We start from the raw sequence: 23,113 nt of genomic DNA on the forward strand, positions 1-23,113 counted from the left end.
GGCTCCTAGACCGAATAGCCTTGGCCGCGATGCGTCGTCAAATACCCCTTGATGCCGATTTTTTCGAGCGTGGTGCGCAGGCGGTTGATATTGACGGTGAGCGTATTGTCGTCCACGAAGGCGTCGGAGTCCCACAGGTCCTGCATGATAGCCGAGCGCGAGACAATCTTGCCCGCGCGGCCCAAGAGCAGCGAGAGGATACGCAGCTCGTTTTTGGTGAGCTCGGTACTGTCGCCGGTTGCCGTATTGGTGACCATGGAGCGGGCGAGGTCGAGCTCCAGCCCCTTGTGGACGAGCGTGCTGCGATCGCCCGCCGCCGCGGTGCGGCGCAGCAACGCATTGATGTGCGCCACGAGCACACGGGCGCTGTAAGGCTTGGGAACAAAGTCGTCCGCGCCAAGCGTCATGGCCATGACCTCGTCGATCTCGGTCGTGCGCGACGTGAGGACGATGATAGGAACCTCGGATTCGTGGCGAACCTCGTGGCAGATATGTTGGCCGTCCTTGACGGGAAGCGTGAGGTCGAGCAACACCAGGTCGGGCGCGGCGGCAAGGATATCGCGCGAGACATGCTCAAACGATTCGCAGGCCTCGATTTCAAACCCGGCGCGGGCAAGGATGTCGACAAGCTCACGACGAATGCGCTCGTCGTCCTCAACGACATAGATCAGCGCCATGGATTCCGCTCCCCTCTTGGTTGTCTTGCCCCATTATGACCGCGGAGCCGCAGGTGCGTGCCTCGCGAGGCACCAAGGTGACAGAACTGTTCGCGAACGAAAGCGTTTGGCTCGCCCCTCGCTCGCAACGGGAGCGAGGATCAAATGATTATTAAATCCCCGTCCCAGGAAAATCATTTAGCGGCGGGCACGGAGCTTTTCGTAGCCTTCGGCAAAGAAGGCAACCGTAGCGGCGTCGGACTCGACGGCGTCCGTCTCGGCGGCAGGGACCACGCCGTGCTCGTCACTCACCAGGAACAGCGCGCCCTTGAGCTGCGCGGGAATGTCCACGCGCGTGACCGGGATGCCCTTGGTCTGGGCCAGCTGCTCGATAAGCGTTGCCGTGCCACACAGGCACTCGTCCGCCGGTGCCACAAAGACCAGCTCGCCGTTGTTGACGGCGGCGAGCAGCTCGGGCGCCACGCCGGTTTCGTCGGCCTCGGAGCGGGCCTCGGCGGAGCGGGCACGCAGCGCCTTGGCCGATGTATCGGCCAGCGGCTCGTACTCCCCCACCGTCATGGCGGCATTGCCGTTAACGTCGATCACCAGCATGAGCACGCCGTCGCGCGCGGTGTAATCGCCCTCGGCAAGCGACCACTCAACGTGCTGCTTGGCCCAGCTGAGCATGTTATGGGTAAGCGGCTCGCCCTGCACCAGGCGCTCGGACAGCGCACGAATGTGACGGTTGAGCATGGGCACCTTTTTGTTGGACATGCGCCAACGGCAGACAAGCGCGGGCTTGTCGAGCGTAAACTTCTCGACCGCCTCCTGATTGGCGCAAAAGTCCTCGTACGCACGCTGGTCCTCGGCATTGCCAAACAGCTCGGCATCATCCACAACGGCCATATCCAACCTTTCTCAAAAACATACACCGCACCGTTATACCCAAAAAAGCCGCCTGCACCAACCGGCACAGGCGGCAATAGATAGCTTTAGTTCGGGGCGAGCCAATACCGCTGGTGGAGCATAAGCCAGCGAGCCGGACCCAAGTGCCTCAGGTCGCCGCGAAAGAGGAGCGACGCGTACTTCTGTACGCGAGCGACGGTTTGAGCGGCGAGATGAGGTGCTTGGGGCCGGCACAGCGTCGAGCAGTTACGCGGTTTGGTAAAACCGCGTAACGATCATTAGTGGCGGAAGTGGCGGGCGCCCGTGAAGACCATTGCGATGCCATGCTCGTTGCAGGCCTGGATGCTCTCATCGTCGCGCTTGGAGCCGCCGGGCTGGATGATGCAGGTCACGCCGTGCTCAGCAAGCACGTCGACGTTGTCGCGGAACGGGAAGAACGCGTCGCTTGCGCAGGCAAAGCCGCCCTTCTCCACGCCCTCGCGCTCGCAGAAGTCCTCGGCGCGCTCGCAGGCAAGCAGTGCGGAGTCAACGCGGTTGGGCTGGCCCGGGCCCATGCCAATGCCGGCCTTACCCTTGGAGACCAGGATGGCGTTGGACTTGACGCCCTTGCAGACCTTCCAGGCAAACTCAAGCTCGGCCATCTCGGCATCGGTGGGCTTGCGGTCGGTGGGGAACGTAAAGGTCGCGGGATCCTCGATCACGTGGTCGACCTCCTGCACCAGCATGCCGCCGTCGATGGAGCGCAGCTCCACCTTGGCGCCGTGGTCCACGCCGCCGGTAGCCAGCACGCGCAGGTTGGGGCGCTTGGCCATGCGCTCGAGCGCCTCGGCGGTGTAGCTCGGGGCGATGATGACCTCGACGAACTGCTTGTTCTGATCGGCAAAGTGCTCAACCAGCTCAAAGGGAACCTCGCGGTTGCAGGCGATGATGCCGCCGAAAGCGCTCTTGGGATCGCAGGCAAAGGCGCGGTCGTAGGCAGCCGTGATGTCCTCGGCAACGGCGGAGCCGCAGGGGTTCTGATGCTTGAGGATCACGCAGGCAGGCTCGTCGAACTCGCGAACCAGGTTCCAAGCGGCATCGGCGTCCAAATAGTTGTTGTAGCTGAGCGGCTTGCCCTGAATCTGCTCGGAGCCCACGAGCGGGAACTGCGAGCTCGCGGAGTTCTCGCAGCCATCGGCAAAGCGGTAGACCGTAGCCTTCTGCTGAGGATTCTCGCCATAGCGCAGGTCGTCAACCTTCTCCAGCGAGACCTCGAGTTTGGCAGAGGTGTCCGCCACGTCGCTTGCCTGGGCAGCAAGCCAACGGGAGATAGCCGTGTCGTAGGCGGCGGTGGTCTGGTAGACCTTCACCTGCAGGCGACGACGGGTGGAAAGCGTGGTGCAGCCACCGGTCTCGCGCATCTCGGCCAGGACGGCATCATAGTCGGCCGGGTCGGAGATGACGGTAACGCTCGCGGCGTTCTTGGCGGCAGAGCGAAGCATGGAGGGGCCACCGATATCGATGTGCTCGATGGCATCCGCGAAGGTGACCTCGGGGTTGGCGACGGTCTTCTCGAACTCGTACAGGTTGACGACGACCAGGTCGATCAGCTTAATGCCGTGCTGAGCTGCCTCCTGCATGTGCTGCTCGGAATCGCGGCGAGCCAGCAGCGCGCCGTGAACCTTGGGGTGCAGCGTCTTGACGCGGCCGTCCATCATCTCGGGATAGCCCGTGAACTCCTCGATGGGGGTTACGGGAACGCCCGCGTCCTCGATGGCACGAGCCGTGCCGCCCGTAGAGATGATCTCGACGCCAAAGTCGTCAACCAGCGTCCGTGCGAAATCGACGACGCCCGTCTTATCGGTAACCGAGATCAACGCGCGTGCGATCTTCACATCAGATCCCATGCAGTCCTCCTGTCTGGTACGCCGCCGTGCTCTGTGAGTCGGTGATACGTCGATCTGCAGCGCTCGCGCAGCGGCATTGAAAATACTGATTCAATGTAGCGCATCGAGCGCATCGATGCACCCCGTAACGGGCGCATGTGCAGAAAAAGCTTGCGAGCGGGGGTTGCAGGAGCGCCACTAGGCACGGTGAGTTGATGGAACACAGGGGCACCATAATTAGATGCCAATGGCATGGTAGAACTGTGCTCGATATGCATCCGCAATAGAAAGAGGCACTATGGTCTCGCGGGTTCTCTACCGACCGTTTGATACCGAAGACTTCGACGCCATCGCGCTGATCTTGCAGCAGCTTTGGCATAACAATTCGGATAACGAAGAGTACAACCGCCTTGAGGCCGCGTGCGATCTTGCCTATTGCCTTTCTTCCTCGACGTTTTCGCAGGTCGCCGTAATCGACGGCCAGGCGCGCGGCATTGCACTCGCACGTGCGGGGCAAAGCAGCGGCGCCACCGTTAAGGAGCATTGGATGGATACCGAACGCGCATTGCTGTCGCAGATGCGTGAGCTGGAGCCCGATGCCTGTGCCGAGTATCTCTCGTTTGTGCGCGCCACCATCCGGACCAACAACCGCCTGCTCGAGAGCAGCCCGCTGCCGCATGACAACGAGGTCACGCTGCTTGCCGTGGATCGCGATGTCCACGGCCTGGGCGTTGGCTCGGTTCTGCTCGATGCCGCGGTCTCGCACCTGTCCTCGCGCGGAGCGTCGAGAGCGCACCTGTATACCGACTCCAACTGCTCGTGGAAGTTCTACGAGCTGCACGGCTTTAAGCGCACGGCCACGCACCGCGCCAACCGCGAAGAGCGCCGCCACGACATGCCGCGCGAAAGCTTCCTCTACGAACTCGACCTGACAGCCTAAAACCGGCAGTTAGGGACGTCCCCTTTGTGCCGGCGCCCCGGGACACTCCTTGGCAGCAACCACACCTAGTCGTTGGGGACGTTCTTAAATGACTAGTCGCCGGGGACAGTCTTGAACAAAAGAGTCACCAAAACCCTCGCTGGCATCACCCTATAGAGGATTCTGCAAATAGCGGTGGGCAAAAGTAAAAGATCGGCGCATTTTGGCGCATAAAAAGGGGACGGGCTTTCCCCGACGGCTGCCGAGAAAAGCCCATCCCATATTTTAGGACCGTTAGAACGTTCCGCCGCCGCCTCCGCCGACGCCGCCGCCCCCGCCGCCCGAGAAGCCACCACCGCCGCCGCTCGAGCTATCGGAACTCGAAGCCAGCTCACGGATGCTCTCGTGATACACGCCATCGAACGAATCGAGCGGAGACTGGTTTCCGTAGTGATGGTAGTACCACCAGTAGCAGGGGTAATTGTCGTAGAAGCCGTCGGCCTCGCGCACCTCGGGCGGCACGGCCTCGGCAAGCTGACGCAGAACTTCCTTGGAAACGCCCAGCGCCGCACCCATCACCAGAAGTTTATTCCACAGCACCAGATCGCCGGGGACGGCTTCCTTTAGACGCGTGAAGTCCTCGAGCCAATGCTTGAGCGCCTTGCAGCGAGCCGCCACCTCGGCGCCCTCCGGCGTAAGGCGGCGGAACGTAAGGCCCACGCCAATACCCACCAGCACAATCGGCACCGAGATAACCGCGGCGACAATGTTCACCTGTGCGCCGTCGGTAAAGAAGATGGATCCCACGGGAACAAAGGCGATCAGAGTACCAAGAACCAGGCAAAACACCATTGCGACAATGCCGTCCGAGGCAACGTACTCGCTATCGGCCAGTTTGCCCTTAACGGTGCTCTGATAGTCCTTGAGCTTGTCGCCCACGGGCGTAGCGTGCTGCTTAACATAGTGTTGCAGCTCGTCAAACGTGCGCGAGCGATCGCCGTTCTCGTCGGGCTTAGCACCGGCAAAGAAGACCTTGAGCACCATGCGGTCAATGCCCTTGGCCGACTTCCAGCCCGCATCGCTCACCGTCACACGATACGTCTGCTCCTCTTTTTCGCGATGGAGCAGGCCCTTCTTGCCCTTGGTCGCGATTGCCTCCTCTAACTTGATCACGCGATCGTCGGTGAGCTTCATGAGCGTGGCGATATATGCCTGATCGGGCACCTCGTTCCAGCTCATGAGGGCCGAAAGCACGGCGGGATGGTCGGCCGAGGGCACGTCGCGGAAGTATTCGTCCTGGAACAGCGGTTTGGGCTTGCGCTTGCGCAACTTGAGCACGACGATTGTGCCGGTAAAGGCCACCGCCGCGACAACGCTAACCACGGCAAGTGCATTGGCGATCATGCGGGCGTGAGCGCGGCGGGCGTTGGCCTCCTCGGCCCACGCCTTCTCCTCGCTCAGAATTGTCGACATGCGTTCCTTGCCCGAGGCGGCGAGCTGCGGCACCCAATCGCTGGGGAAGGCGATGCGCGCCTCGGCGAATTCGCCCTGATGCACGCAGGGTATGGTATAGGTAACCATGGGCTCGTCCGCGTCGAGCGACACGTCGCCCGTGAGCGGACCGTGGCCCCACGCACGGAAGTTATCGCCCTTGACGGCCGCCGTTCCGGCAGCGGCATTTGCGAAGTAAACTTCCATCTCGACGTCATCGGAGTCCGCAGACCAGCCGTCGCCCACAAACTTCCAGTAGAGCTCGGCGGTATCGGACCAGTTCATAACCGCACCGGTCATGGTGTAGCTCACGTAATAGATCGCGCTGTCGCCGCTCTCGTGGGGGCTGAACACCTTGATCTTTACGCCGCCGTCGGACTGCTCAACCGTATAGACGCCGTTGTCGCCTTTGTTTGCATAGTCAACCCTGCTAAACGCGGCATCATCTTCCTCGACGCTCAGCACATCGACACCCGCCGTACCACCCTGCTGGTTGGTGCCCGTATTGATATCCCAATACACGCCGTTGATGTCGTCGTCGAAGTCAAACTGGCGCCCCTCGACAACGGTCAGCGATCCATCGGCCTCAACCGTGGCACCGATATAGGTTTGGGTCATGGAATACCCGTCGGCACGTGCAACGGCGGGCAACAGCAGCAGCACGCACGCGACGAGTGCGCAAATGGAAGCAAATCGCGCAAACGGGCAGCGCTGCCGACAAGCATTGGCAACGGGGGCGTTCATAGGCACATCCTTTGTCTGTAAAACCAACAGCGCCATTGTCCCACGTTTGCGGGTACACATGACGAACATCTAGGCGACCGGAGCGCCAAACGGGATGAAAGTCATGCCTGCCGCCAGCAGCTAATCATTGGGTAGTCATTGGGGACGTTCTTAAATGACTAGTCATGAGGGACACCCTTGGCATGGCCCGCGCCAGCAATAGATACCACTTCACAGCTCCGTCACAGGTGTAGCAGCTTTGTGTGGGCGCGGCACGCGCTGATTGAGCCGCCAGCCGAGGGGCATAAAGCAGTTGAGCGAAACCGGTTTGCCCCTTTGCCGTTCGCTCGAGGATCATGTCCCCCTTTTCCGCGGAAACCCCGGCAGTTGCGAAGAGCTGCCGGGGTTTCTGTTGTCTAAGGTACTGAGTTGATCGACAGGAATCAAAGCACCGAGCCTGCGGCCCACCATACGCAATGCGGGGCCTCGACAACTTGCGGACCACAGTGACGCCTCCCCATCGCGCCCCGCGCTATACTCGTCCGCATGGATATCAACGCACGCAACATAGCAACGCCCGCCGCGAACGCGCCAACAACGCCGCCCGCCTCCGTTCCCGTACCTGTCGTAGGCCGTTTTGCCCCGTCGCCCTCGGGCCGCATGCACCTGGGCAACGTGTTCAGCTGCCTGTGCTCGTGGCTTTCGGCCCGCAGCCAAGGCGGCAGCATCGTGTTGCGCATCGAGGACCTGGACGATCGCTGCAAGCGCCCGGAACTTGCCGCTCAATTGATTGACGACCTGGCCTGGCTAGGGCTTGAATGGGACGAAGGCCCCTACTACCAGCACGATCGTCTGGACCTGTACGAGAGCGCCTTGCGCCGGCTGAATGACGCCGACCTCACCTATCCCTGCTTTTGTACGCGTGCCGAGCTCCACGCCGCGAGCGCGCCGCATGCCAGCGACGGCACGCCCATCTACCGCGGCGCCTGTCGAAACCTTTCTGTCGAAGAGATCGCCCGCCGCAGCGTTCTGCGCGCCCCGGCCACGCGTCTGCGCGTGCCCGCCGTCGACGACCTCGCCGGCGACGTGATCGAATTCGTTGACCGCACGTACGGCGCCCAATGCGAGGCACTCGCCACCGAGTGCGGCGACTTTTTGGTGCGCCGCAGCGACGGCGTTTTTGCCTACCAGCTAGCCGTGGTGGTCGACGACGCTGCCATGGGCGTCACCGAGGTCGTGCGCGGATGCGACCTGCTGGGCTCTACGCCCCGCCAAATCTATCTGCAGCATCTGCTGGGGCTTCCCACGCCGCACTACGCGCACATTCCGCTGCTCATGTCGCCGGACGGCCGCCGCCTTTCCAAGCGCGACCGCGATCTGGACCTGGGCGAGCTACGCGCACGCTTTGGCACGCCCGAGGCACTGCTGGGATGGCTCGCCGGGCAAACGGGCATCGCGCCGGACACCACGTCGCGCTCTGCCGAGCAGCTGGTCGAGCACTTTAGCTGGAATGTCATCCGCGCGCACCGCGAGAACATCGCTGTAACGGCCGAGTAGCCAAATACCTCGCCCCTACGCAACGTCCCAGGGCTGGAGTTCGTCGCCCAAGCGAACGATGCAGTCGTAGAGCACGGTATGGCGCTCGGCAGGGTTGGCATCCCGATGAAAATGCCCGTAGTACCAACGCTTGTAGTCCAAGCGGTCTTCCAGCTCATCGAAAAATGCCGTAAGCCGATCAACGGCGGGGTAATTCCAGCCAGGCCCCGGATAGAGCGTGGGCGAAAGCATGCGCGTAGAGCAGGTGTGGGTAACCACGTAGTCAACCTTCCAGCCCACGCTGTCGAGCTTTGTCCGCGCCTCCTCAAAGCTGCGCTCGTCCGGCAGCTCCTGTGGCCACCAGCTGGAATAGGGAATGCGGTATTCCTTATCCACGCTCGTGGCGCCGCCCATGGTAAAGATCGTTGAGCCGTCGAGCTCAAAAACCTCGCCGCGCGTCAGGCGCCGTATGGGAGAGGTAGCCGACAGGCATTGCGTTAGCCCACCGTGCCACAGCTCCATGGGACGCTCCGCCCAGTGATCGAAACGCTCGTGATTGCCGTCGACGAACAGCACAGTATAGGGACGCGATTCCAGCCAGGCGATATCGATACATTCCTCGGCAGAGAAATCCCACGGAAAGCCAAAGTCGCCCGCGACAAGCAGATGGTCGTCGCTCGTCAGACTATCCCCAAGATCCCAGTCGCGCAGCTTTTGCATGTCGAGGCCGCCGTGAATATCGCCCGTCACATAGACCGTCATCGGATCACCGCTTCCCTGCAAGTCGCTAGCCCACATTCTGCACGATCACTAAGCCAACCGTTCCACCCCTTCCATCCCTTAGGGCTTACCCCTCGTTCTTCCATCCAAACGGATCAAGCACCCAAAAAATCAGATCGAGCACGCCGCCGGTCATCATAGCGCCGGCAAGGGCCATGCAAACGTGCAGAGAACCGGCACTTCGGAGCACGTCGAATGGTCCCAGAACAGCCAACAGCGCGACCGCTGCGCCGACCACGCACAGCGCGAGGCACGGCCCCACGTCCTTAACGCACTTCTTTGCGAGATGCTTGGTGTTATCACTCATCAATATCGGACTCCTTAGAGGGCCGTTGTTTGGGTACATGCCGCCGCGGCAGAGCAGGGCGGCAGGGTAAGTGTCACATGTCGTGCGGACATCAATGGAGAAACCGCGCCCCTCAGACCAAAGCCGGCAATCAATACCGTCATATGCCCAAAACACGAACGATCGATCTGTTATCCTGGCGCCAACATAGTCTTTCGAAAGGTTTGGCCGGGATGACTACGCAGCAGCAGATTGATATTGAATTCGACTCGCTTGCACGCGAGAACGATTCACCCAAGCTCATCGCCAACTCGAAGGCGACAGGCGGAACACTACTATCCGTTATCAAAGAGCAGCTCTCAACCTGCAGCTCCTTTGACTTTTGCGTAGCGTTTGTTGCAGACGGCGGTCTTCAAATCCTGGTCGAGGCGTTCCAGGAGCTCAAACAGCGTGGCATTAAGGGCAGGCTGCTCACGTCCACCTATCTCAACTTCAACTCACCCGATGCATTTCGCAAACTCCTGGAATACGACAACATGGAAGTTCGCGTATTCCAGGGTAATTTGCATGCCAAGGGATACATTTTTGATAAGGGCGAGACCAGCACGGTCATCATCGGCAGCTCCAACATGACGCAGGCTGCCCTCACCTGCAATAAAGAGTGGAACGTGCTGTACCAGACTCTCGAGAACAGTCGCCTGCTCGGCGAACTGAGGGGCGAGTTCAATTCGTTGTGGAACGACACCTCAACCGTTTTGCTTTCCCAAGACTGGATTGAGAACTATGCCGCATATCGCTCGGCACGTCCGCCAAAGCCCAAGTCGAAACCGACATTCAGATCTGCGGAAACGCCGGCGCAGAATGACCTCGAAGAAATCAAGCCCAATAAAATGCAGCAGCGCGCCCTTGAGGCGCTCGGCGTAATCCACCGCAAGGACGAGACCCGCGCCCTGCTGGTCTCGGCAACCGGCACCGGCAAGACCTTCCTTTCGGCGTTCGACGTGCTCGCAACTAAACCCCGGCGCATCCTCTTTCTTGCGCACCGCCGGCGCATTATCGACGCCTCCCGCGCAAGCTACGAACGCCTCTTAGGTAGTACCTATACGTTCGACACCTATCAAACTGGCAAGAATATAAGCAATGCTACCTGCGTGTTTGCCATGTGTTCTTCGGTCGCCAAACATCTGAGCGATTTCCGTCCCGATGAGTTCGACTACATCGTCATCGACGAGGCCCACCGCACGGGATCCCAGGGTTACCAATCCATCATGTCGCACTTTACGCCTCGGTTTTATCTGGGCATGACCGCTACACCCAATCGCACCGACGGCTATGACGTCTTCGCTCTTTTCAATCACGTCATCGCGTTCCAGATCACGCTGCAGGACGCTTTGGCCGAGGAGATGCTTGCCCCCTTCCATTATTTTGGCATTCACGATCTGGAGATTGACGACGAAACGGTCGAAGATATCGCCCTGTTCGGGCGCTTGACGTCCGACGAGCGCGTGCGTCATATCACCGAGAAGATCGAAGAATATAGCGTCACCAAAAGCAATCGCAGGGGCTTAATTTTTTGCAATCGAAACGCCGAGGCCAAGGAACTGTCACGCAAATTCAACGCTCTCGGATATCGAACGGTTGCGATTAGCGGTCAAGATCCCGATGAGGTCCGCGATGCCGCGATCAGCCGACTTGAAGCCGGCGAGCTCGAGTACATTTTCTCGGTCGATATCATGAACGAAGGCGTCGACATCCCCTCGCTCAATCAAATCATCATGCTTCGACGCACCGACTCCGCAATCATCTTTATTCAGCAGCTCGGACGAGGTTTGCGCTTGAATGATGGTAAGGAATACGCACTGGTGCTCGATTTTATTGGCAACTACCAGAGCAACTTCCTGGTGCCCATCGCGCTTTCGGGTGACAAGACATATAACAAAGACCGCCTGCGCCGTCTTGTTCAAGAGGGCGATTCGGCGATCCCCGGATGCTCGACCGTGAGCTTCGATCGTATTTCCGAGGCACGCATTTACAAGGCCATCGACGGCGGCGATTTCACCTCCGTCAGGTTTTTGAAAAACGAATATCTCGACTTGCGCCAAAAACTCGGCAAGATTCCCTCGCTGCTCGAATTTGATCGTAACGGCTCCATCGATCCGCTGCTTATCTTCAAGAATAGCGGCCTGGGCTCCTACCACGTATTTCTTTCCAAATACGAGCCGGACTACACGGTTCAATTTTCCTCTGATCAAACCAAGATTCTCAAATTTATTTCTCAAAAACTTGCCGCGGGCAAGCGATTCGAAGACCTCTATTTGCTTCAAACGCTCGTCGAAGCCGGACACGAGGGCTACCGGCATATGCGCGAGGCTGCGCTTAGGAACTACCGCGCACAGCTTAAGGACAGCGCCGTTAGGTCGGCAATCGCAGTCCTTAAGGGCGACTTTGCCACTCCTAAGGATTTCGTTTCCCTGCTCATTGACGATGGAACCGGACCTCGTCTGACCGAAGTGTTTGCGACCGCCCTGCGCAACGCAGAGTTCAAACGTCAGATTCTTGAGGTGCTGGATTTTGGTATCGCGCGCAACCGACTCGACTATGCCGAGACGTACGAAAACACAAATTTCGTTCTCAACGCCAAGTACACGTACGAAGAGGTTTGCCGCTTGATGAACTGGGAAAAGAACATCAACGGCCAAAATCTTGGCGGCTATTTTTACGACGAAAAGACCAATACATTCCCTGTGTTTATTAACTATGACAAGGCGCCCGACATTAGTGAGTCAATTCAGTATGAAGATCGCTTTGTTTCGCCGAGCAAGCTTATCGCAATCTCCAAGGGCAACCGTACGCTCAACTCTCCCGAGATTCTGCGACTGCAGGTATGGCCGGAAAACGGCCTGAAGACGTATTTGTTTATGCGAAAGAATAAGGACGATAAGGGTGGCAAGGAGTTCTATTTCTTAGGCGAAATGCATCCGACCGGTGAGTTCGAAGCTATTAAAACTAAGAGCGGCGACAACGCCGTTGAAATCGAATATGAGCTCAATGTGCCTGTACGACAGGACATCTACGAGTTTATGCTCAGCGATTTGAGCGAGGCCGAGTAAAAAAGAGCGGGCCGCCATGTGGCGCCCGCCCCTTTCTTACATAAGCCCGAGTTTCTTTTCGAGCTCCTTAACGACTTTAACGTCTGCCGGAAGCCAATCGACATCCCACAGGTTATTGGTATCAAGCCATTTCATATCCTCGTGAGCATGCTCTTTGAACTCCCCCGAAAGAATGGTAGCTAGGTAGCACTGCATCGACAGGTGGAACGTCTCGTAATCGTGTTCGACCGTGCAAAGATAGTCGAGGTTACCGATCGTGACCTCGAGCTCTTCTTGAATCTCGCGCACAATTGCCTGCTCGCCGGTCTCGCCCGGCTCGAGCTTGCCGCCCGGAAATTCCCAGCCGTCTTTAAACTCGCCATAGCCGCGCTGGCAGCTCAGTATTTTTCCGTCCTTCTGAATAACCGCTGCTGCAACATTGATTGATTTCATAACTAGTTATCACCTCTCCAGTTGAGCCCAACCAGTATAGGTGATCAACCGCCCGCCATGTCCCAGTCGCCTGAAAACCGCCTGCTCGACCAACCCTTAACGCCGTTTTGCACCGGCACCCCATCCCCCGCTATCGAGGTCTAATACTTTTCCGCGAAGTGAACGGCTGTTTTTAGACCCCTGAAACATCCGCATCTTTCGGCGGAAAAATCGCAGGATTTCAGCATCGAAACCGCAGGAAACGGCACCTCTAAAGTGTCGATGCTTCGGGGGTCCGATTTAGCTCGTTCACTTCTCGGAAAAGTATTAGACCTCGCTGCTAGCTACCCAGAAGGGCACCTCTTCCTTCCTCACACCACCCAAAAACTCATCCAACATTAATCTTGGCTCAAGAATCGCTTAATCTATAACCTGCACTATAAAGTTCGACCAAGGGCGGGGCGGCGTCGCGCAACGCAGACCGCCGAACGCAACGCTCGCGCCCGGGCAGATCGCCTGGCGTCGCGCCCATCGAACGAAAGGACAGGTCATGGACGACCTCGAAAAAGTTGAAACCATCCGCACCAAGTGCAACGTGAGCTACACCGATGCCAAGGCCGCGCTCGACGCCGCCGACGGCAACGTTTTGGACGCCATCATTTGGCTCGAGTCGCAAGGCAAGACCCAGACCACATCGGCGCACGCCGCCACCGAATCCGAGCCGGTCGATGAACCCTCGGCCGAGATGGTCGCCGCGCAGGCAGCCTACGAGAAGTCGAGCGAAAAGACTGACTTTTCCAAGAAGATGGACAGCGTGTGGGAGTACCTCAAAAAGCTCTTCCGCCTGAGCCTGGACACCAAGTTTATCGCCACGCGCCGCGACGCCATCATCCTCAACATTCCCATTCTGATCCCCATCGTCGCCCTGTTTGCCTGGGGCGCCACGATATGGCTCATGCTGATTGGCCTATTCTTTGGCATGCGCTACCGCATCGATAGCGACGGCGACGTGCCCGGCAGCATCAACAACCTTATGAATCACGCCGCCGACGCCGCGGACGACATCAAGCAAAACCTGAACAACGACAAGTAATCGCAGACGGGGACACGCATGACACAGATCCTGATCGTAGAGGACGAGGAGAAAATCGCCCGCTTTGTGACGCTCGAGCTGGAGCACGAGGGCTACCAGGTGGAGCACGCCGCCGACGGCCGCACCGCCGTGGACTTGGCGCTGGAGCGCGACTACGATCTGATTCTGCTCGATGTGCTGTTGCCGCAGCTCAACGGCATGGAGGTCCTGCGGCGTGTCCGCAAGCACAAGGATGTGCCGGTGATTATGGTTACCGCGCGCGATGCCGTGATGGACAAGGTGGCCGGGCTCGATGCCGGCGCCGACGACTACTTGACCAAGCCGTTTGCGATTGAGGAGCTGTTCGCACGGATTCGCGTGGCGCTGAAGCGCGCGGAGGCCGTGCGGGCGGCTTCGGGCGTTGGCGGCGCCGGCGCTGGGGCGGGCATGGCGGGCGGCGCGGGCGGCGACGCCGCTGCGGTGTCCCCGGTCAGCAGGTCGACCAAGGCTTCCGTCGCGCCCTCCCCCGCCGCGCTCACCGTGGGCTCGGTCGTGCTCGACCCCGACCGCCGCGAAGTCACGGTCGGCGGCTCGCCCATCGCGCTCACGGCCCGCGAGTTCGACGTTCTCGCCCTGCTTATGACACATGCCGAAACCGTGCTCACACGCGAGCGCATCGCGCACGAGGCGCTGGGCTACGAATACGTGGGCGACACCAACAACGTCGACGTGCACATCGCGCACCTGCGTGCCAAGATCGAGGACGCCGGCGGCGCCCGCATCATCCAGACCGTGCGCGGGGTGGGCTATGTCTGCCGTGCGTAACGCCGAGGCCAAGCGTGTCACCTCCATCGCCCGCACCATCAACTGGAGCTATATATGGCGCCGCCTGATGAGCTACGTCTGGCTCGATCTGCTGCTGATGGTGATTGCGGCGGCGATCCTCGTCTATGGATACAACCAGACGCTGCCCGACGGTGCGTTTACCGCAGGATGGATCCCCAGCGCCGCCGTTCACGGCATGTCGCTGAAGCCCGCGCGCGACTGGGACCTGACAACGCTCACCTATACCGTCGAACTTGCTACCACCAAGACTTTCCCTCTCGCGCAGGACCTCGTCGCGCTATGGCCTCTCTACCTTGTCGTTGTGGGTTGGCAGGTCATCAGCGTGCTCAACATGCTCGGCGGCGCGAGGCACGTGCGTCGCACCATGGCACCGCTCAACGACTTGGCCCTGCGCGTGGACGAACTCGGCCGCATGCAACTCTCCGGCGGCAAAATGGAAACGCTGGAACAGGCCATCGAGCGTGCAAGCGTCGACTCGCCGAGCGTCACCACCGGCGACGCCGACCTGGCAAGCATCGAGGTCGCGCTCAACCGGCTGCTGCGCCAGATGCAAGAGGCCAAGCTGCAGCAGATGCGCTTTGTCAACGATGCAAGCCACGAGCTGCGCACGCCCATCGCGGTGATTCAGGGCTACGTAAACATGCTCGACCGCTGGGGCAAAGACGACCCGGACGTGCTGGCGGAATCCATCGCGTCCCTCAAGGCCGAAAGCGAGCATATGCAGGAGCTCGTGGAGCAGCTGCTGTTTTTGGCACGCGGCGATGCCGGGCGCACGGTCCTGCGGCGTGCGCATACCAACCTGGCCGCACTGGTCGGCGAGGTGTGCGAGGAATCGCAGATGATCGACGCCGCGCACACGTATCGGCTGGCTTTTGACGCTGCATTTGCCAACGATCCGCGCTGCGACGCACCTGTCGACGTGGCGCTTGTGAAGCAGGCTCTGCGCGTGATCGTGCAGAACGCCGCCAAGTATTCGAACGCGGGAACGACCGTCACGTTTGCCATAACTCCCGATACAGGCACGGGCGCGATCGACATAAGTGTTGAGGACGAGGGTATCGGCATGAACCAGGAGTCCGCAGCTCACGCGTTTGAACGGTTCTACCGCGCCGACAACGCACGCGATGCCGGCGCGCAGGGCTCGGGCCTGGGGCTTGCCATTGCTAAGTGGATTGTCGATAGCCATGGCGGCGCCATTGGCGTGACCTCGGTCGAGGGCGTCGGCAGCCGCTTTACGATTCGCCTGCCACGGTAGGAAGCCCCCTCGTGAATCGAGGTCTAATACTTTTCCAGAGAAGTGAACGAGCGTATTTGGACCCCTGAAGCATCCACATTTTTCGACGGGATAATCGCAGGATTCCAGCATCAAAACCGCAGGAAACGGTACCCTCAAAGTGTCGATGCTTCGGGGGTCCAATTCTGCTCGTTCACTTCTCGGGAAAAGTATTAGACCCCGATTTCATGTCCCCTCAAAAGGTCGACCCCTCGGCATAAAAAAGGGATAGGGCCATGCGGCCCTATCCCTTTTTTTCGTTATAGCAGCTTGCGCTCTACTCGCGACACAGGTGCACGGCGAAGCCGGCGAACTCGCGCTTAAAGTACACAAGCTTGGTGCCGCCGTCGGGCAGCAGCACGCGCGACTCCTCGTTGACCTCGAGCCCGTGCTCGGCAAACCACTTCTCGGCAGCATCGATGTCGTTGACGGCAAAGCCTATGTGGCCCTTGGCGCCACGACCGTTCTGCTTCATGATCTCGACCAGCGAGTCGTTAAAGTACGAAATCGGGGTCTCGCTGACGGGCAGGCCCATCATCGTCGAGAACAGCTCCGCGATCTCCAGGGCGTCTGCCGGGTCGGTGGCGTTAATGCCCACATGGGCAACGCGCATGCCAAAGAGCTCGACCGGGTTGGCGTTCTGCTCGTTCATACAGGCAGCGTCTACTGAGCCATGACGTCGAGAACGGCCTTCTCGGCAGCGACGCGGTTCATGCCGGTCATAAAGGGCACGCCGCTCACGTACGGGCAGGTGAGGCCCTCGGGGGCAACGGTGGTAGCGATCAGCAGGTCGGCGCCCTCGTCGCAAACGTCCTTGGCCTCGGAAATGGCGCACTGCACGATCTCATACTTGCCGGCGTAACCGTTGGCGTCGAGCATGGTGGCGACCTTCTGGGCAACGAGCGTGGAAGTAGCAGCGCCAGCACCGCAAGCCAAAACGATCTTCTTCATAGGTAATGTCTCCCTTCATGGTTTACTTTAGGTAAGTGTACCGCAGCGAGCGATGGCGCTCGGCCTCGATGCACTTTTGTGCCAGTTTGCTTGCACGCTGCGTATAATACATCTAGTACGTTTTGTCATACCGCTTGTTTTACGAGCGACCGAGGAGCTCAATATGCCCGATTCCCGCACACTCTGGACCGTCGTCGTTGTCATCTGTATCGTCGTGTCGCTGCTCTTTAGCATCAAAAAACGCACCACGTTTAAACGCCTGCAGCGGCTCATGGCCGCCAAACAGTGGGACGAGTTCGATCGTTTGCTCGACGGCAAACTCACCAGCATGCTGTACCCGCGCTACAACCGCGACTACCTGCGCCTGAACTCCTATCTGCTGCGCGAGGACCACGAGCGCGCCGACGAGATGTTTGACCTGCTGCTGGGGCTCAACCTGCCCAAGATGCAGCGCGTCGATCTGGTGATCAAGGCCTTTAACTACTACGTTGGCCAGGAGGACCGCAAAAAGTCCAAGGAGCTGCTGCACGAGATCAAGGGCTTTGAGGGTGGCCAAGCCGAGGCAGTCGCGCACGAATGCCAGCTGATGTACGACACGATGATCCTCAAGCGCCACAACGACATTCCCGAGCTGGAGCGCATGCTCGAGGATGTCGGCAACGACCCGGTCAAGCGCTGCCGACTGGAGTACCTGCTGGCCCTGCAGTACCAAAACAAGGGCGACGAGGCAAAGTTCCAAGAGTTCCTCGAGAAGTCGGGCCAACACTCGATGGCCGTCAACGCGTAACGGACGGCTTGTGCTAGACTTCTAGTCTTACGGGGGCGTGGCGGAATTGGCATACGCAGGAGACTTAAAATCTCTCGCCGCAAGGATTGTGGGTTCGAGTCCCACCGCCCCTACCATATGGAGCTTTCGAGCCCGTATCCCCAAGGGATGCGGGCTCGTTTCTTTTGAACGCCGATGGGGCTCGAACCCGCGAGGGGGCGAGCGTCAAGCGGACGCGCAGCGTCCGCAGCGAGCCGGCGAGGGCGCTGGCTGCCCCGCACTTCTGAAAAGTAGCTCATTTGGGACGGGGCTTTTTTAGCTACTTTTGCCACTCCACCCACCCAATGAGTTTTCTGGGACGGGGATTAAAAAATCATTGTGTACCTAATGATTTTTTAATCCCCGTCCCAGAAAACTCATTCGCAAAAAGGCTCGAGCGGGCGATACTCCCACATTTTTCGATGGGAAAACGTGGTTGTCTCGCACATTTTTCGATGGAAAAACGTAGTTGTTTCCCACATTTTCCAAGGGAAATGCGCATATGGCCTTATATCATCCTTCGCCTTGGCGAGCGCGCTCTGCGTTCGGCGCAGCCCCTCCATAAGCGGTCGTTCGTGTTCTGCGGGGTCTGTGGCGTCGGCGAAGTCGAAATGAAACGCAATGCTTTCCTGCGTCGATGCCGCTTTCGGATTGTCGTTCATGTTCGCCCCCCTCGCCATCAGCCGACTTGTCTGGTTAGGGGCGGTTTTGCACCATGCGACAGCCCCATACATCTGCCTTATCCGAGAGTCCAGCAGTCAGAAGGGGAGCCTTTTGCGGCGCGGGATCAACGCAGGTCATCGCAACGCCAAAGCCCGATGTCATTCTGAAAACTCGATGCGCTTGTCGCACACTTCAAGCGCTGCAGGACGATGGGTTACCGCGATAACGGTCTTGTCCGTCAAAGCGCTCAGGTTCTGCAGAACGCGCCGTTCCGTATCGGGGTCTAGCGAACAGGTCGCCTCGTCCAATAGGAGCACGGGCCTATTGCTGAAAACCGCACGGGCTATGGCCAGGCGCTGAACCTGCCCCTCCGATAAGCCGCCACCGCTTTCGCCCAACTGCGAATCAAGCCCCTCGGGCATCTCCCGCACAAAATCGGCGCATGCGATACGCAACGCATCCCACATGCGCAAATCGCAGGAGGCTCCTTCCGTATCGCCGAAGGCGACCGCTTCGCGCACCGTACCGCCCATAAGGTGGTTACCCTGGGGCACATAAGAGAAAAGGGAACGCCAGCGCGCCGTCAGAGGCTGGCGGGACCCGTCCGCAAGCAGCACGCAGCACTCACCCGTTTCGCAAGGGCAAAACGCCATCATCGCCTTCAGCGTGGTTGACTTTCCGCAGCCGCTCGGACCGGTGAACGCAACGAACTCGCCTCGCCCGATGTTCATGTCGGGGCAACGAATCGCCCGCGGGCCGCAGGCGTCGGCGACATTGGACGTCTCGGAGCCGTATCGGCATGACACCCCACGCAGCTCCAGGCCGGCAAAACCCGTCGCGTCCGCTGCGGGTCCCTCCTCCGAATCGGCAACGCCATCATAAGGCAGCGCTTCGGCATCCATCAGACGCTCGGCACTGGCCGTCATAGCGAAATACCGCGGAATGCAACCCGAGATGTTAGCCAACGGGCCCTGTACCTGACCGACAAGCTGCAACGCCGCCACGAACGTACCGTAGCTCACCGAGCCTCCGAGGATCCCGTATGCACAATAGGCGGCAGCCACCAGATACGCGCCGCTCATGGCCAATCCAAATCCGATGTTGCACAAATTGGAGAATCGAATACGCCGCATGCATGCAGCCCGATAGTCTTCCAACAGCGCAGCAGCGCCGCGCTCGGCGAAATCTTCCCTCTGGAAGCTTTTCACGACAAGCAGGCTGTTAAGGCACTCGATAAGATGGGAACGTGCGCATCCATCGGTTTCGCGGATGCACTTGTGAAGGCGTTTGAGCACGCGACGAAAGCCCAACGTGAACCCAGCGAGCACGATTCCCGCGGGAATGAGCATCCAAGCGATTTGAGGGACCATGACAACAAGCAGCGCAAGCGCTCCGACAAGCCGGGCAAGCATACCCGCCGCAGAAGGCACAACCGTAGTGGCGTTGGATGCCACGATACGCGCATCATCGGTCAGGCGGCTCATCAATTCGCCGGTGTGGACAGCCTGCACGCTGGAAAGCTCGGCATGCAACACTTTGTCGAGGAATCTTAGCCTAAGGATATTCTGGAACATCGTGCGCGCACGTTCCTGCAGAAAGCGATACAGAGCCTGCAGCGCGATCAACGCAGCCGAAACGGCCGCGAACACGACAACGCTGAGGCGAAGCGCATCAGAAGCGCCGCCAACCGCAGCATTGACCAGGTCGCGCATCACCCATGCGGTGTAGACGCCGCCACCGGCGATGACCACTTCAAGTCCGACAAGGGCGGCAACCATCCAGAGTCGGCTCCCTAAAACGCGAATCATCCAGGGAACGGCATGCAGCTTGGAACCGGAATCCACGAGACTGGCCTCCTTGCGGGAAACACGATGAGAAGGGGCCCCGATCCCGCAGTCGAAGCGCCCTTCGCGATTAAGGACACAGGGTCGGGCGCCGCGCAGCAAGGGGCACTTTGCCGTTTGCCCCTCCGAATCGGCGCATCTCTACCGCCCGAGAGGCGTAGCCTACTCCGAGGCGATCCCCGCCTTCACAAGCGCCTGCAGGAAGGTGTCGACATCGGCGGCCGCGCGCGGCTCGTCCACATCGTACGATTCGACCACGCGCGCAACGATCTGGTCGCGTGACAAGCCCTCCTCGATACCGCGCCATACGATCGCGGCGGTGTCGTTAAGCTTCACGATGCCGCTGAACTCCGCAGCCGCCGCCCCCGTTGCGACGGCAACCCATTGACCGCCTACTTCCTGGATAACGAAGCCTTTCTTGATGTTCATGGCTAACTCCCTTCATGCCGTTTCCCTATTGCTTGCGAACAACCTTTGCATATGGCTGCCCGGTCATGGCCTCGAACGAGGTTTTGACAGCGGTTTCCGATATATCGCACCCCATTGCCCACACGGGCACTTCGGCGAGCACCCGATCGATGCATCTCAAGGCCGTCAATGCGCCAACAGGGCTTTTGCGCGGTATATGGCATTGCCTCACGATGGTTTCCGAGGCATCGGCTGGGGCCAAGCGCTCGATGGAGCAAGTTGGTGCCTGGCGAAGCACGCAGATGCCCGCAAGCGGGGCGTGCCCGTTATAGCCCCAACCCTCCTTGCCCGTCCACGGGCATCCGTAGACCATGGGTTCCCCACGCTCGGGGACGTATAGGAACGGCTTGTCCCCGCAGAGGATCTTCGCCCCCTGGTCGCCAAGGTATCGCATCCATAGCCGCGCGTGCGTTGACTTGCCGGTGCCGCTGCGTGCGGTGAAGGCGAATGCGCGTCCCTCATACTCGACCACGCAAGAATGGAACACCACGCGGCGCAGCGGAGCAACCTTCTCGGCGATCAGCCGGTGCACGGTGCAAAGCTCAACGCAGGGGTCGGAGTATTCTGGGGCCATCGCCCTATCGAATGCCAGATCGTCATCGTTGGCCCTTATGGTAAACAAGGGCTCATCGTCCGCGTGCTCCTCTAGATACGGCTCGCCAACCCGTTCGAGCAAGCCGAAACGAGAAGCCACCTGCACCGGAACGCCCGCGAGCCTAAACCTCAAAAGACGCTCGCTATCTTCGCTTTGCGTCATGACCTACCCCTTCCTCGCTTCCGCTGATTCCAACGCCTTGATAGTCTGGGAAACGCGCGCTTGAGCGTCCGTTTTGCCCGCATGGCCAGCCGACGCCTTGCGATACGGCAGCGTTCGCCCCGGCGCAGCTTGCTTACATAAGCAAGGTAATCGGGATCGTCGACCGAGCACATCTTGCCATCGCGCACGAACGAGACCAGGATGCCGAGCACGTCTTCGAACGGGACATCGCGTTCATAGGTGACGCAATTGTCGCCAAGGATAACGTAGCCCGCGGGGCCCACCCCCACGATGCGATGCAGCACGTACCTACCAGCCGCCTGGTAATACAGCACCACATCGTTCTCGTGGAAACGCTCGCCGGGCTTCGCCGCCCTGATGGTCACAAGGTCGCGACCCTGCCGCAGCATGGGCTCCATGGACACGCCGCGCGTGCGGTACACGAGCACGCCGTCGCGGGCGAGCACTTCCCTGAATGTGCTTTTGGTTACGGGAACCGTTTCGTTATCAGCGATCATACAGCCCCATCTCCGAACCGAGGTTGCGGCGCCGGGCGGTTTCCTCCATATCGAAACGCACGCTACCCGCGATGTCCTTGCGCGTCAAAATCACGCGAACGCACCGCCCCGCTTGGTACACCCAGGCGAAAGGACGCAGCAGCGCATGCTTGCGCGCGGCTTTCCAGTTGCATACGCCGCCTCTTTGGAGATACATGAAAAAGCCGACGGGGCCTCGGATTCCCGATAGCGCTGTGGCACCGGTCTTGCCCTTGATCTTCTTACCGAAATTACCCAGCAGCATCACATGCTCGAGCAGGTCGGCACAAACGGCAGGCTCCACCTCGGCGCACCATTCGAAGCCCTCCTCGGGAAGGCCTAGGTATATCTGGCAGAAACGCGTGAGGCACGTTGCCGTGCGCTTGACGCGCTCATCGCCCAAAAGCTCGGAAAACTCCGTCCAGCCATCATGGGCGAGATATGCCTTCGCAAACAGCATCCAGTCAATCACCTGGCGGAAGCCCAAACCCCCGAGCGCCAGGTGCTTGCGCGCATGAAGCAGCAAAACGACGCCGTTGACCATGGGGGGAAACACGGGAAAGCTGTGCCCCTGCACGCAAGCTGCTTCCATGTGTCCGAGCGCCTCCTGGAACAGGACCTTCAAGCCGGGCGTGTCCTGGGGAATGCCGTTTGGCTCCCAATGAAGCTCCAGGCGCACGCCGTCCTTGTCCAACCCTACGTGGTGATCGCAAACGCCGTCGTCGTCCTTGTCCTCAAAACCTGCGGCCGCCAACGCAGCGCGGGCGCGCTTAAAATCGGCAGGAGACACCATGAAGTCGATGTCACCATAGGAGCGCAAGCCCGGATCAGGATACAGCATGCCCGCCGCCGCGCCTTTTAGGATGACGGTCGGGATACCCTTTGCCTCCAAAACGGAGAGCACCTCATCCTGCACGTCAAGCAAATGCCCAAACAAGGCACGGCGACATAGATCGTGGTTGAGCCAGGCGGCGGCAAGCGCGTTGTCGGCACAGGCGTCAAGCAGCCCGCCCGGCAACAACGCAAACCCGGGGATAGCCTGGGCCTGCAGCTCGGCATACACAACCGAAGGCTCAAGGCCCTCCGGCAACTTCAGCGACCCGTCTTCGGAGAACGCCGAACGGATGATTTGGCAAACGGTACTTTCAAGCAATGTCGTCGTCTTTCCGATCTGTTCAGATAGCCCGCAATGGCAGCGAGGATTCCCATGGTAAC

22 protein-coding genes and 1 tRNA gene are annotated in these 23,113 nt (G+C 59.8%); 8 read left to right on the forward strand and 15 right to left on the reverse strand.

The window, feature by feature from the left end; all coding sequences use genetic code 11:
- Window positions 1–5: 5 nt before the first annotated feature.
- The 3 genes from ACTNDJ_RS03120 to purH form a co-directional block, all read right to left on the reverse strand.
- Window positions 6–677, reverse strand: a complete 672-nt coding sequence (locus ACTNDJ_RS03120) for a response regulator transcription factor (RefSeq protein ID WP_154515056.1) — start codon at window positions 675–677, stop codon at window positions 6–8.
- Window positions 678–854: 177 nt separating this feature from the next.
- Window positions 855–1,562, reverse strand: coding sequence for a hypothetical protein (locus tag ACTNDJ_RS03125; protein WP_427718908.1), 708 nt, complete (start codon window positions 1,560–1,562; stop codon window positions 855–857).
- Between the two features lie 278 nt (window positions 1,563–1,840).
- Entirely contained in the window at window positions 1,841–3,448 is a 1,608-nt protein-coding gene (purH, locus tag ACTNDJ_RS03130) for a bifunctional phosphoribosylaminoimidazolecarboxamide formyltransferase/IMP cyclohydrolase (protein ID WP_427794233.1), read from the reverse strand.
- 277 nt (window positions 3,449–3,725) lie between these two features.
- Between purH and ACTNDJ_RS03135 the strand changes: the two genes are divergently transcribed.
- Window positions 3,726–4,367: a GNAT family N-acetyltransferase gene (locus ACTNDJ_RS03135; protein ID WP_427728515.1), complete on the forward strand. Its 642-nt coding sequence runs from the start codon at window positions 3,726–3,728 to the stop codon at window positions 4,365–4,367.
- A 273-nt stretch (window positions 4,368–4,640) separates the two neighbouring features.
- On the opposite strand, the gene ACTNDJ_RS03140 is transcribed toward ACTNDJ_RS03135, so the two are convergent.
- Entirely contained in the window at window positions 4,641–6,581 is a 1,941-nt protein-coding gene (locus ACTNDJ_RS03140) for a DUF2207 family protein (protein WP_441083295.1), read from the reverse strand.
- 525 nt (window positions 6,582–7,106) lie between these two features.
- On the opposite strand from ACTNDJ_RS03140, the gene gluQRS reads away from it, so the two are divergent.
- Complete coding sequence (gene gluQRS, locus ACTNDJ_RS03145; protein ID WP_441083296.1) at window positions 7,107–8,117, forward strand: tRNA glutamyl-Q(34) synthetase GluQRS; 1,011 nt, start codon at window positions 7,107–7,109, stop codon at window positions 8,115–8,117.
- 15 nt (window positions 8,118–8,132) lie between these two features.
- Here gluQRS and ACTNDJ_RS03150 read toward each other — a convergent pair whose 3' ends face one another.
- Together ACTNDJ_RS03150 and ACTNDJ_RS03155 are read right to left on the reverse strand one after the other, a co-directional pair.
- Entirely contained in the window at window positions 8,133–8,858 is a 726-nt protein-coding gene (locus ACTNDJ_RS03150) for a metallophosphoesterase (RefSeq protein WP_441083297.1), read from the reverse strand.
- Window positions 8,859–8,943: 85 nt separating this feature from the next.
- Window positions 8,944–9,183: a hypothetical protein gene (locus ACTNDJ_RS03155; RefSeq protein WP_441083298.1), complete on the reverse strand. Its 240-nt coding sequence runs from the start codon at window positions 9,181–9,183 to the stop codon at window positions 8,944–8,946.
- 212 nt (window positions 9,184–9,395) lie between these two features.
- On the opposite strand from ACTNDJ_RS03155, the gene ACTNDJ_RS03160 reads away from it, so the two are divergent.
- Entirely contained in the window at window positions 9,396–12,272 is a 2,877-nt protein-coding gene (locus ACTNDJ_RS03160; protein WP_441083299.1) for a DUF3427 domain-containing protein, read from the forward strand.
- 36 nt (window positions 12,273–12,308) lie between these two features.
- Here the strand turns inward: ACTNDJ_RS03160 and ACTNDJ_RS03165 are convergent, their stop codons facing one another.
- Window positions 12,309–12,704: a (deoxy)nucleoside triphosphate pyrophosphohydrolase gene (locus tag ACTNDJ_RS03165; protein WP_441048718.1), complete on the reverse strand. Its 396-nt coding sequence runs from the start codon at window positions 12,702–12,704 to the stop codon at window positions 12,309–12,311.
- A gap of 529 nt (window positions 12,705–13,233) precedes the next feature.
- On the opposite strand from ACTNDJ_RS03165, the gene ACTNDJ_RS03170 reads away from it, so the two are divergent.
- The 3 genes from ACTNDJ_RS03170 to ACTNDJ_RS03180 are packed head-to-tail and all read left to right on the forward strand — an operon-like array spanning window position 13,234 to window position 15,856.
- A complete protein-coding gene (locus ACTNDJ_RS03170; protein ID WP_441083300.1) occupies window positions 13,234–13,776 on the forward strand; it encodes a DUF4342 domain-containing protein in 543 nt (180 codons plus the stop codon).
- Between the two features lie 18 nt (window positions 13,777–13,794).
- Complete coding sequence (locus ACTNDJ_RS03175) at window positions 13,795–14,580, forward strand: response regulator transcription factor (RefSeq protein ID WP_441083301.1); 786 nt, start codon at window positions 13,795–13,797, stop codon at window positions 14,578–14,580.
- Entirely contained in the window at window positions 14,564–15,856 is a 1,293-nt protein-coding gene (locus tag ACTNDJ_RS03180; protein WP_441083302.1) for a sensor histidine kinase, read from the forward strand. The genes ACTNDJ_RS03175 and ACTNDJ_RS03180 overlap by 17 nt, the downstream gene beginning before the upstream one ends.
- Window positions 15,857–16,151: 295 nt before the next feature.
- On the opposite strand, the gene ACTNDJ_RS03185 is transcribed toward ACTNDJ_RS03180, so the two are convergent.
- Both ACTNDJ_RS03185 and ACTNDJ_RS03190 read right to left on the reverse strand, forming a co-directional pair.
- Window positions 16,152–16,526, reverse strand: a complete 375-nt coding sequence (locus ACTNDJ_RS03185) for a VOC family protein (protein WP_427718886.1) — start codon at window positions 16,524–16,526, stop codon at window positions 16,152–16,154.
- 11 nt (window positions 16,527–16,537) lie between these two features.
- A complete protein-coding gene (locus ACTNDJ_RS03190; protein WP_441083303.1) occupies window positions 16,538–16,825 on the reverse strand; it encodes a PTS sugar transporter subunit IIB in 288 nt (95 codons plus the stop codon).
- A 163-nt stretch (window positions 16,826–16,988) separates the two neighbouring features.
- On the opposite strand from ACTNDJ_RS03190, the gene ACTNDJ_RS03195 reads away from it, so the two are divergent.
- Together ACTNDJ_RS03195 and ACTNDJ_RS03200 are read left to right on the forward strand one after the other, a co-directional pair.
- Window positions 16,989–17,612 carry a hypothetical protein gene (locus ACTNDJ_RS03195; protein ID WP_154515083.1) on the forward strand — a complete coding sequence of 208 codons (624 nt, stop codon included), beginning with the start codon at window positions 16,989–16,991 and terminating at the stop codon, window positions 17,610–17,612.
- A 31-nt stretch (window positions 17,613–17,643) separates the two neighbouring features.
- Window positions 17,644–17,728: transfer RNA gene (locus ACTNDJ_RS03200), tRNA-Leu, on the forward strand.
- A gap of 279 nt (window positions 17,729–18,007) precedes the next feature.
- Here ACTNDJ_RS03200 and ACTNDJ_RS03205 read toward each other — a convergent pair.
- From ACTNDJ_RS03205 to ACTNDJ_RS03230, 6 genes are all read right to left on the reverse strand, one after another.
- Window positions 18,008–18,292: a hypothetical protein gene (locus ACTNDJ_RS03205; protein WP_441015998.1), complete on the reverse strand. Its 285-nt coding sequence runs from the start codon at window positions 18,290–18,292 to the stop codon at window positions 18,008–18,010.
- Window positions 18,293–18,451: 159 nt separating this feature from the next.
- Complete coding sequence (locus tag ACTNDJ_RS03210) at window positions 18,452–20,137, reverse strand: ABC transporter ATP-binding protein (RefSeq protein WP_441083304.1); 1,686 nt, start codon at window positions 20,135–20,137, stop codon at window positions 18,452–18,454.
- Between the two features lie 162 nt (window positions 20,138–20,299).
- Window positions 20,300–20,566 carry a PqqD family protein gene (locus tag ACTNDJ_RS03215; RefSeq protein ID WP_349117025.1) on the reverse strand — a complete coding sequence of 89 codons (267 nt, stop codon included), beginning with the start codon at window positions 20,564–20,566 and terminating at the stop codon, window positions 20,300–20,302.
- A 25-nt stretch (window positions 20,567–20,591) separates the two neighbouring features.
- Entirely contained in the window at window positions 20,592–21,362 is a 771-nt protein-coding gene (locus tag ACTNDJ_RS03220; RefSeq protein WP_441083305.1) for a hypothetical protein, read from the reverse strand.
- Window positions 21,359–21,880, reverse strand: coding sequence for a S24/S26 family peptidase (locus ACTNDJ_RS03225; RefSeq protein WP_441083306.1), 522 nt, complete (start codon window positions 21,878–21,880; stop codon window positions 21,359–21,361). Before ACTNDJ_RS03225 ends, ACTNDJ_RS03220 begins: the two co-directional genes overlap by 4 nt.
- Window positions 21,870–23,051, reverse strand: a complete 1,182-nt coding sequence (locus ACTNDJ_RS03230; RefSeq protein WP_441083307.1) for a nucleotidyltransferase family protein — start codon at window positions 23,049–23,051, stop codon at window positions 21,870–21,872. The genes ACTNDJ_RS03225 and ACTNDJ_RS03230 overlap by 11 nt, the downstream gene beginning before the upstream one ends.
- Window positions 23,052–23,113 lie beyond the last annotated feature (62 nt).

The sequence above is a fragment of the Collinsella sp. HCP3S3_D1 genome (assembly GCF_052064015.1).
Lineage (GTDB): Bacteria > Actinomycetota > Coriobacteriia > Coriobacteriales > Coriobacteriaceae > Collinsella.

Bases quoted from the DNA above. Each gene is read 5' to 3' on its own strand.
- ACTNDJ_RS03120 (WP_154515056.1), bottom strand. From the start codon at position 677: ATGGCGCTGATCTATGTCGTTGAGGACGACGAGCGCATTCGTCGTGAG.
- ACTNDJ_RS03125 (WP_427718908.1), bottom strand. From the start codon at position 1,562: ATGGCCGTTGTGGATGATGCCGAGCTGTTTGGCAATGCCGAGGACCAG.
- purH (WP_427794233.1), bottom strand. From the start codon at position 3,448: ATGGGATCTGATGTGAAGATCGCACGCGCGTTGATCTCGGTTACCGAT.
- ACTNDJ_RS03135 (WP_427728515.1), top strand. From the start codon at position 3,726: ATGGTCTCGCGGGTTCTCTACCGACCGTTTGATACCGAAGACTTCGAC.
- ACTNDJ_RS03140 (WP_441083295.1), bottom strand. From the start codon at position 6,581: ATGAACGCCCCCGTTGCCAATGCTTGTCGGCAGCGCTGCCCGTTTGCG.
- gluQRS (WP_441083296.1), top strand. From the start codon at position 7,107: ATGGATATCAACGCACGCAACATAGCAACGCCCGCCGCGAACGCGCCA.
- ACTNDJ_RS03150 (WP_441083297.1), bottom strand. From the start codon at position 8,858: ATGACGGTCTATGTGACGGGCGATATTCACGGCGGCCTCGACATGCAA.
- ACTNDJ_RS03155 (WP_441083298.1), bottom strand. From the start codon at position 9,183: ATGAGTGATAACACCAAGCATCTCGCAAAGAAGTGCGTTAAGGACGTG.
- ACTNDJ_RS03160 (WP_441083299.1), top strand. From the start codon at position 9,396: ATGACTACGCAGCAGCAGATTGATATTGAATTCGACTCGCTTGCACGC.
- ACTNDJ_RS03165 (WP_441048718.1), bottom strand. From the start codon at position 12,704: ATGAAATCAATCAATGTTGCAGCAGCGGTTATTCAGAAGGACGGAAAA.
- ACTNDJ_RS03170 (WP_441083300.1), top strand. From the start codon at position 13,234: ATGGACGACCTCGAAAAAGTTGAAACCATCCGCACCAAGTGCAACGTG.
- ACTNDJ_RS03175 (WP_441083301.1), top strand. From the start codon at position 13,795: ATGACACAGATCCTGATCGTAGAGGACGAGGAGAAAATCGCCCGCTTT.
- ACTNDJ_RS03180 (WP_441083302.1), top strand. From the start codon at position 14,564: ATGTCTGCCGTGCGTAACGCCGAGGCCAAGCGTGTCACCTCCATCGCC.
- ACTNDJ_RS03185 (WP_427718886.1), bottom strand. From the start codon at position 16,526: ATGAACGAGCAGAACGCCAACCCGGTCGAGCTCTTTGGCATGCGCGTT.
- ACTNDJ_RS03190 (WP_441083303.1), bottom strand. From the start codon at position 16,825: ATGAAGAAGATCGTTTTGGCTTGCGGTGCTGGCGCTGCTACTTCCACG.
- ACTNDJ_RS03195 (WP_154515083.1), top strand. From the start codon at position 16,989: ATGCCCGATTCCCGCACACTCTGGACCGTCGTCGTTGTCATCTGTATC.
- ACTNDJ_RS03205 (WP_441015998.1), bottom strand. From the start codon at position 18,292: ATGAACGACAATCCGAAAGCGGCATCGACGCAGGAAAGCATTGCGTTT.
- ACTNDJ_RS03215 (WP_349117025.1), bottom strand. From the start codon at position 20,566: ATGAACATCAAGAAAGGCTTCGTTATCCAGGAAGTAGGCGGTCAATGG.
- ACTNDJ_RS03220 (WP_441083305.1), bottom strand. From the start codon at position 21,362: ATGACGCAAAGCGAAGATAGCGAGCGTCTTTTGAGGTTTAGGCTCGCG.
- ACTNDJ_RS03225 (WP_441083306.1), bottom strand. From the start codon at position 21,880: ATGATCGCTGATAACGAAACGGTTCCCGTAACCAAAAGCACATTCAGG.